We start from the raw sequence: 6,623 nt of genomic DNA on the forward strand, positions 1-6,623 counted from the left end.
CGTGCCCGCAGCTCCGGGTCCCGGAGCAGCCGGGTCAGCGCGGCGGCCAGCGCTGCCGGGTCGCCGGGCGGTACGGCCAGACAGGTCTCCCCGTCCCGCCCGGCCACCTCGGGGATCGCGCCGCCGGTCGTGGCGACCAGCGGGGTGCCCGTCGCCATGGCCTCGGCGGCGGGGAGGGAGAAGCCCTCGTACAGCGACGGCACGCAGGCGACCTGCGCCGACCGCACCAGGTCGACCAGTTCGGCGTCCGAGATGCCCTTGACGAACTCGACGGCGCCCTCGAGGCCGTACCGCTCCATGGCCTGTGCGACGGGCCCCTCCGCGGGCCGCTTGCCGACCACGACGAGATGGGCGTCGGGCTGCTCGGCCCGTACCTTCGCCAGCGCCTCGACGAGGAAGACCAGCCCCTTCAGCGGCACGTCCGCGCTGGAGGTGGTCACGATCCGCCCCGACACGACCGCCACCGACGGGTCGGGCGCGAACAGGCCGGTGTCCGCGCCGATGTGGACGACGTGGATACGGTCCTGCCGTACGCCGAGATCCTCGATGATCTCCTCGCGCGAGGTGCCGGAGACGGTCAGCACGGACGGCAGCCGGCGCGCCACCCGCTTCTGCATCCGCGTGAAGGCGTACCAGCGGCGCACCGAGAACCGCCGCTTCCAGTTCTCGGCGGCGTCCAGCTCCAGGCGCCGGTCGACGGTGATGGGATGGTGGATGGTCGTCACCAGGGGGGCGCCGACGTCTCCGAGGAGGCCGTAGCCGAGCGTCTGGTTGTCGTGCACGACGTCGAAGTCGCCGCGCCGGGCACGCAGATGACGGCGGGCACGCAGGGAGAACGTCAGCGGTTCGGGGAAACCGCCGGTCCACATCGTGCCGACCTCGAGCGCGTCGACCCAGTCGCGGTACTCACCGCGCCCGGGCGTGCGGAAGGGGTCCGGCTGGCGGTAGAGGTCGAGGCTCGGCAGCTCGGTGAGGCTCAGCCCGTCGTAGCCCTCGTCGAGCACCGCGTAGGGCTGGGCGCCGATGACCTCGACACGGTGCCCGAGACGGGCGAGTTCACGGGAGAGGTGGCGTACATAGACGCCCTGGCCACCGCAGAACGGGTTTCCCTTATAGGTGAGGAGTGCGATCCGGAGCGGTCGCAAGCCGTCGGATGCGGGGCCCGCCGAGGGCCCGGCCTGACTGGCCTCAGCGGTCACTCTGGGCCCCCTTCTCCCTGCACTGTCCCGCGACATTACGTCGGGACGCTAATCTAGAACAAGTTTCAGAGTTGATCGTCCGGAGGATCTGAATCTACCGGCAGGTAGGGATGCTGTGAGCAGTGGATCAGGTGATTCACGCCACGGCGCACGGCGTGCCATGCTGTCCGATCATTCCTCCTCACCGACTGTCACGGACGGGACCCATGCCCGCGGAAGCCAACAGGACCAAGGCGACCAAGGCGGCCCATACGGCTGATCAGACCGACACGGCCGGTGCGGCCGGTGCGGTGGAAACAGCCGGGGCGGACAGGGCCGGCGGCCCCACCGGGGCCGGCAAGGCGGTGCGGCCGGAAGCCGGCGCCCCGCGCACCGACCCCGCCTCCCCCCTCACCGAGCGCCAGGAGGCGCGCCGGCGCCGCATCCTCCAGGCGTGCGCGCAGCTGGCCGGGCGGGGCGGCTTCGACGCGGTGCAGATGCGCGAGGTCGCGGAGTCGTCCCAGGTGGCGCTGGGGACGCTGTACCGCTACTTCCCGTCCAAGATCCATCTGCTGGTCGCCACGATGCAGGACCAGCTGGAGCACCTGCACGCGACGCTGCGGAAGAGGCCGCCGACCGGCGCGACCGCCGCCGAGCGGGTCGCGGAGACCCTGATGGGGGCCTTCCGCGCACTCCAGCGCGAGCCGCAGCTGGCCGACGCGATGGTGCGCGCACTGACCTTCGCGGACCGCAGCGTGAGCCCGGAGGTCGACCAGGTCTCCCGGCAGACCACGATGATCATTCTGGACGCCATGGAGCTCACCGACCCGACGCCGGACCAGCTCTCGGCCGTCCGTGTCATCGAGCACACCTGGCACTCGGCCCTGATCACCTGGCTCTCGGGCCGCGCCTCCATCGCACAGGTCCGGGTCGACATCGAGACGGCGTGCCGGCTGGTGGACCTGACGGCCCCGAAGGCCACGGGTACCCCCGGAGCGCCCTGATCGGCCCGCCGAAACATTCGGCCCTTTCCGCGAGCACACCCGACCGGCCCTCCCCTGGATCATTCATCGACCAACTCCCTTCCCTTCCTGCGCAAATGGTTGACCAGCCCCCCTCGTCATCCGTATGGTCGTCGCAGAAATTCGGAATCGAGTCCGAAATTTTCGTTCCCTCGCACAGCACCACCGTCCCGCCGAAGCCATCGCCGGACCGAACCGACCCGTACCCGCACCTCCCCTTTCCGGAGGCGCGGGTGCGGGCCACGTCTCGTCACCGCCGTGACCTCGGTCACCCCGGCAGCGGCCTCCCGCTCCCCCTCGCACAGGCACCCCTGACCCCTCCCCCGCAGGCGGGTAGAGTGGCGGCGTCGTCATCACACCCGTACGGGGGGAAGCCGGTGCAATTCCGGCGCTGACCCGCAACCGTGAGCCGTCCGCGGGGACGGTGAGCCGGACTGCCCCGCACGGATCGTGACCGGCTCACGTGCCCGGCAGTCCGCCGGCGCACGGGCACCGTCGAGGTATACGGAGCCGAGCCGCCCGGGGTGTCCCGCGCTGCCCGGCCCCTCTTCAGGGAGAGGCACCCGCCGATCATGAACGTCCGCCGCAGCGCAGCGGTCCTGGCCGCCGTCGCCGTGATCGGCGCCGCCGCACCGGCCGCAGCCGACTCGTCCCCGTCGCCGTCCATGTCAGGGCCGGCGCTCCCCGCCGCCCTCTACGGCGACAGCGACCCCCAGTACGACGGCGTCTGGCGCCAGTCGCTCGCCCTGCTCGCCCAGCACACGGCCGGCGTCGAACCACCGAAGGCCGCCGTCGGCTGGCTGACCGGCCAGCAGTGCGCCGACGGCTCCTTCGCCCCGTACCGCGCCGACCCGTCGAAGGCGTGCGACGACGGGACGACGGTCGACACCAACCAGACGGCCGCCGCCGTCCAGGCCCTCGCCGCACTCGGCGGCCACGACGCCGTGACGGAGAAGGCCGTCGCCTGGCTGAAGTCCGTGCAGAACAAGGACGGCGGCTGGGGCTACACCGCGGGCGGCGCGAGCGACACCAACTCCACCTCGGTCGTCATCGGCGCGCTGGCCGCCGCCGGTGAGAAGCCCGCCGAGGTGACGAAGGACGGCAAGTCCGCCCACGACGCCCTGCTGGGTCTGGAACTCGACTGCGAGGGCGACGGCGCGGGCGCGTTCGCCTTCCAGCCGGACAAGAAGGGCGAACTGATCGCCAACGCGGACGCGACGGCGGCGGGCGTACTCGGCTCGCTCGGCGCGGGCATGGCCGCCGGCCCCGGCAAGACCGCGACGGCCGACACCGCCTGCGAGAAGGCGGACAGCCCCGAACAGGCCGCCGCCAACGGCGCCGCCTACCTCAGGACCGCCCTCGCCAAGGACGGCCACCTCGTCTCCGCCCTTCCCGGAGCCGAGGACCAGCCCGACTACGGCAACACCGCCGACGCGGTCGTCGCCCTCGCCGCGCAGGGCTCCACCGAGCAGGCCGGCACGTCCGCGGCCTGGCTGGAGAAGAACGCCGCCGACTGGGCCGCCCGGAGCGGCCCCGCCGCCTACGCCCAGCTGATCTTCGCGGCCCGCGCGACAGGCTCCGACCCGCGTGCCTTCGGCGGCACGGACCTGGTCGAGCAGCTGACGGCGACGGGCCCGGCCCCCGAGAAGACCGCCGAGACGCCGCAGGCCGACGAGAAGAAGGACGACTCCGGCTCGGGCTTCGGGGTCTGGTGGTTCGTCGGCGTCTGTCTGGTCGCCGGTATCGGCATCGGCTTCCTGTTCAGCGGCCGCGCGAAGAAGCGGCAGCCGTGATCCGCCGGGTCACCGTCCTGCTCCTGGCCGCACTCCTGCCCCTGCTGGCGGGGGTGGGCCAGGCCCAGGCCGCCGGCTACCGCTACTGGTCCTTCTGGGAGCAGGACGGCACGGCGTGGACGTACGCCACGCAGGGCCCGTCCCTCGCCCGCCCCGCCGACGGCGACGTCCACGGCTTCCGCTTCTCCGTCAGCGAGAACTCCGGCGACGCGGCGAAGCCCCGGGGCACCGCCGACTTCGACACCATCTGCGCGCAGACCCCGGCGCGGGACGGCACGAAACGCGTGGCCCTGGTCATCGACTTCGGCACCCCCGCCGACGCCCCGTCCGGCGAGACCCCGCCGGCGGGCCGCACGGTCTGCGCCCAGGTCCCGGAGAAGGCCACCACGGCGGAGGCCCTGGCGGCGGTCGCCAAACCCCTCCGCTACGACGCCAACGCCCTGCTGTGCGCGATATCGGGCTACCCGGAGCGGGGCTGCGGAGAACAGGTCGCGGCGGACAAGGAACCGGCGCCCGCCGCGGACGAGGCCGAGCCGGAGGGCTCCGGTCCCTCGGTCGGCCTGGTGGCGGGCATCGCCGTGGTCGTGCTCCTCGCAGCGGCAGCGGTCTGGCAGGTACGCCGCCGTGGCTGAGGGCGGCCGATGGGGGTCCCCCGGCGCATGGGAGTCCCCGCGCTCGAGCGAGCGTGGGGGTGAAGCCGAGGGTGAGGGAGAAGTCGAGCGTGGGGTAACAGCCGTGTGCGTGGGAACAGCCGCGAGCGTGGGTGGCACCCGGCAGTCGCCGGAAGGCGCGCCCACGCCCGCCCGGCTCCCGGGCGCCCGTGCCTCCCTGCACCCCGGCGCCTGGTGGCTCTGGGCGCTGGCCCTCGGCACCGCCGCGACCCGCACCACCAACCCCCTCCTCCTCGCCCTCCTCATCGCCGCCTCCGCGTACGTGGTGGCGACCCGCCGCCCCCACACGCCCTGGTCCCGCTCCTACAGCGCCTTCCTCAAACTCGCCGCCGCGGTCATCGTCATCCGCCTCGCCTTCGCGGTGGTCCTCGGCTCCCCCATCCCCGGCACCCACACCGTCCTCACCCTCCCCGAAGTCCCCCTCCCCGACTGGGCGCAGGGCATCCGCCTCGGCGGCAGGGTCACCGCGGAGGCCCTGACCTTCGCCCTGTACGACGCCCTCCGGCTGGCCACCCTCCTCATCTGCGTGGGCGCCGCGAACGCCCTCGCCAACCCGTCCCGCCTGCTCAAGTCCCTTCCCGGCGCCCTGTACGAGATGGGCGTGGCGGTCGTCGTGGCGCTGACCTTCGCCCCGAACCTCATCGCCGACGTACAGCGTCTCCGCGCCGCCCGCCGCCTCCGCGGCCGGCCCGACAAGGGCGTCCGCGGACTCCTGCACGTGGGACTGCCGGTGCTGGAGGGCGCGTTGGAGCGCTCGGTCGCCCTGGCCGCCGCGATGGACGCGCGCGGATACGGCCGTACCGCCGACGTCCCGCCCGCCGTCCGGCGTACCACCTCCGCCCTCACCCTCGGCGGCCTGCTCGGCGTCTGCGCGGGAACGTACGGACTCCTGACCGCCGAGGGCGGCACCTACGGCGTCCCCGTCCTCCTCGCCGGACTGACCGCCGCCCTCGCGGGCCTCTGGCTCGGCGGCCGCCGCACCCTGCGCACCCGCTACCGTCCGGACGCCTGGGACGCCCGGGCCTGGCTGGTCACCGCGTCCGGTGTCGCCGTGGCGGCCCTGCTGGCCCTCGCCGCCTCCCGCGATCCGGCGGCCCTGAATCCCGGTGTGGTCCCGCTCGTCGCCCCCACCCTCCCCCTGTGGCCGGCGGCGGCCGTGCTGATCGGCCTGCTCCCCGCCTTCATCACCCCCGCCCCCGAGGCGGCCACGGACACCCGCAAGGAGCCGACGACGTGATCCGCTTCGAGAACGTGTCGGTGACCTACGACGGTTCGACGCAACCCGCCGTCCACGGCGTCGACTTCGAGATCCCCGAGGGCGAACTGGTGCTCCTCGTCGGCCCGTCCGGCGTGGGCAAGTCGACGATTCTGGGCGCGGTGAGCGGCCTGGTCCCGCACTTCACCGGCGGCACGCTGCACGGCAGGGTCACGGTCGCCGGCCGTGACACCCGCACCCACAAGCCGCGCGAACTCGCCGATGTCGTGGGCACGGTGGGCCAGGACCCGCTCTCCCACTTCGTGACCGACACGGTGGAGGACGAACTCGCCTACGGCATGGAGTCCCTGGGGCTGCCCCCGGACGTGATGCGCCGCAGGGTCGAGGAGACCCTGGACCTCCTCGGCCTCGCCGGCCTCCGCAACCGCTCCATCGCCACCCTCTCCGGCGGCCAGCAGCAGCGCGTGGCCATCGGCTCGGTCCTCACCCCCCATCCCCGGGTCCTCGTCCTCGACGAGCCGACGTCCGCGCTGGACCCGGCGGCGGCCGAGGAGGTCCTGGCGGTCCTCCAGCGCCTGGTCCACGACCTGGGCACCACGGTCCTCATGGCCGAGCACCGTCTGGAACGCGTCATCCAGTACGCCGACCAGGTGGCCCTGCTGCCGGGCCCCGGCGAGCGTCCGTGGCTGGGCACCCCGTCGGAGGTGATGGCGGTCTCGCCCGTCCACCCCCCGGTGGTCGCC

At 73.5% G+C, this 6,623-nt stretch carries 6 protein-coding genes and 1 riboswitch; of the genes, 5 read left to right on the forward strand and 1 reads right to left on the reverse strand.

The features are described 5' to 3' along the window. On the reverse strand, window positions 1–1,199 hold a 1,199-nt coding region (locus tag B9S61_RS19895; protein ID WP_103543466.1), incomplete at its 3' end, for a glycosyltransferase family 4 protein. Between the two features lie 206 nt (window positions 1,200–1,405). On the opposite strand from B9S61_RS19895, the gene B9S61_RS19900 reads away from it, so the two are divergent. The 5 genes from B9S61_RS19900 to B9S61_RS19920 all read left to right on the forward strand — a co-directional run. After that, window positions 1,406–2,182, forward strand: coding sequence for a TetR family transcriptional regulator (locus B9S61_RS19900; RefSeq protein ID WP_258039749.1), 777 nt, complete (start codon window positions 1,406–1,408; stop codon window positions 2,180–2,182). 385 nt (window positions 2,183–2,567) lie between these two features. Continuing rightward, a riboswitch (cobalamin riboswitch) is annotated at window positions 2,568–2,640 on the forward strand. A gap of 132 nt (window positions 2,641–2,772) precedes the next feature. Then, entirely contained in the window at window positions 2,773–3,993 is a 1,221-nt protein-coding gene (locus B9S61_RS19905; protein WP_103543467.1) for a prenyltransferase/squalene oxidase repeat-containing protein, read from the forward strand. After that, on the forward strand, window positions 3,990–4,625 hold the full coding sequence (locus tag B9S61_RS19910; RefSeq protein WP_103543468.1) for an SCO2322 family protein: 636 nt from the start codon (window positions 3,990–3,992) through the stop codon (window positions 4,623–4,625). The genes B9S61_RS19905 and B9S61_RS19910 overlap by 4 nt, the downstream gene beginning before the upstream one ends. Window positions 4,626–4,752: 127 nt before the next feature. Then, entirely contained in the window at window positions 4,753–5,901 is a 1,149-nt protein-coding gene (locus tag B9S61_RS19915; RefSeq protein WP_103543469.1) for an energy-coupling factor transporter transmembrane component T, read from the forward strand. After that, window positions 5,898–6,623, forward strand: a 726-nt coding sequence (locus B9S61_RS19920) for an ABC transporter ATP-binding protein (RefSeq protein ID WP_146064895.1), incomplete at its 3' end; no start/stop codon positions are given. The genes B9S61_RS19915 and B9S61_RS19920, both read left to right, overlap by 4 nt.

It is taken from the genome of Streptomyces sp. SM1 (assembly GCF_002910825.1).
GTDB classification, from domain to species: domain Bacteria; phylum Actinomycetota; class Actinomycetes; order Streptomycetales; family Streptomycetaceae; genus Streptomyces; species Streptomyces okerensis.